This is a genomic window from Catenibacterium sp. AM22-6LB (genome assembly GCF_003435615.1).
GTDB lineage: Bacteria > Bacillota_I > Bacilli_A > Erysipelotrichales > Coprobacillaceae > Catenibacterium > Catenibacterium mitsuoka_A.
Window position 1 is genome coordinate 1 of sequence record NZ_QTUM01000079.1, and the last position, 521, is coordinate 521.

A 521-nucleotide genomic window follows, 5' to 3' on the forward strand; every position below is an offset into this window, starting at 1 on the left:
ATATGATCTGTCATAATACCCCATACAAAGCATGCAAGTTCTCTTGCAATAGCTGTTTTAGCTACGTTATATCTTTTACCTCTCAAGATCATTCGATAATATTTTCTTCTTAATCTTTCATTGGCTCTATCCGCATATGCTACTACTTCACTGCTGCATTTTTCCTGTCTTGATTTCAAAACTTTTGATTTGAATCCTACTTTTCCTCGTGTATAACCTTGTGCTGCTTCAACCAGTAATTTTCTTAAGTGACTATTCCCTGCTTTGGTAATTCCAAGCTTATTTTCTTGACCTCCTGATGAGTCATCTCCAGGAATCAAGCCTAAATATGCCGAATACATGTTTCCTTTTTTAAAGCGATTGAAATCACTTGTTTCCACGATTAAAGATAGTGCAGTATGTGTTTTAATCCCAATCAAACATTGCAGCTGCTGCACTTTTTCTACATATTCCTCTTTTACTGATATTTCTTCAATTTGTTTATCTAAAGTCTCTACACGATCGCATAGATGGTTATATTC

At 34.9% G+C, this 521-nt stretch carries 1 protein-coding gene; it reads right to left on the reverse strand.

Annotated features, from left to right (window positions below; translation table 11 throughout):
- On the reverse strand, positions 1 to 521 hold a 521-nt coding region (locus DW269_RS12830; RefSeq protein WP_199412134.1), incomplete at both ends, for a transposase.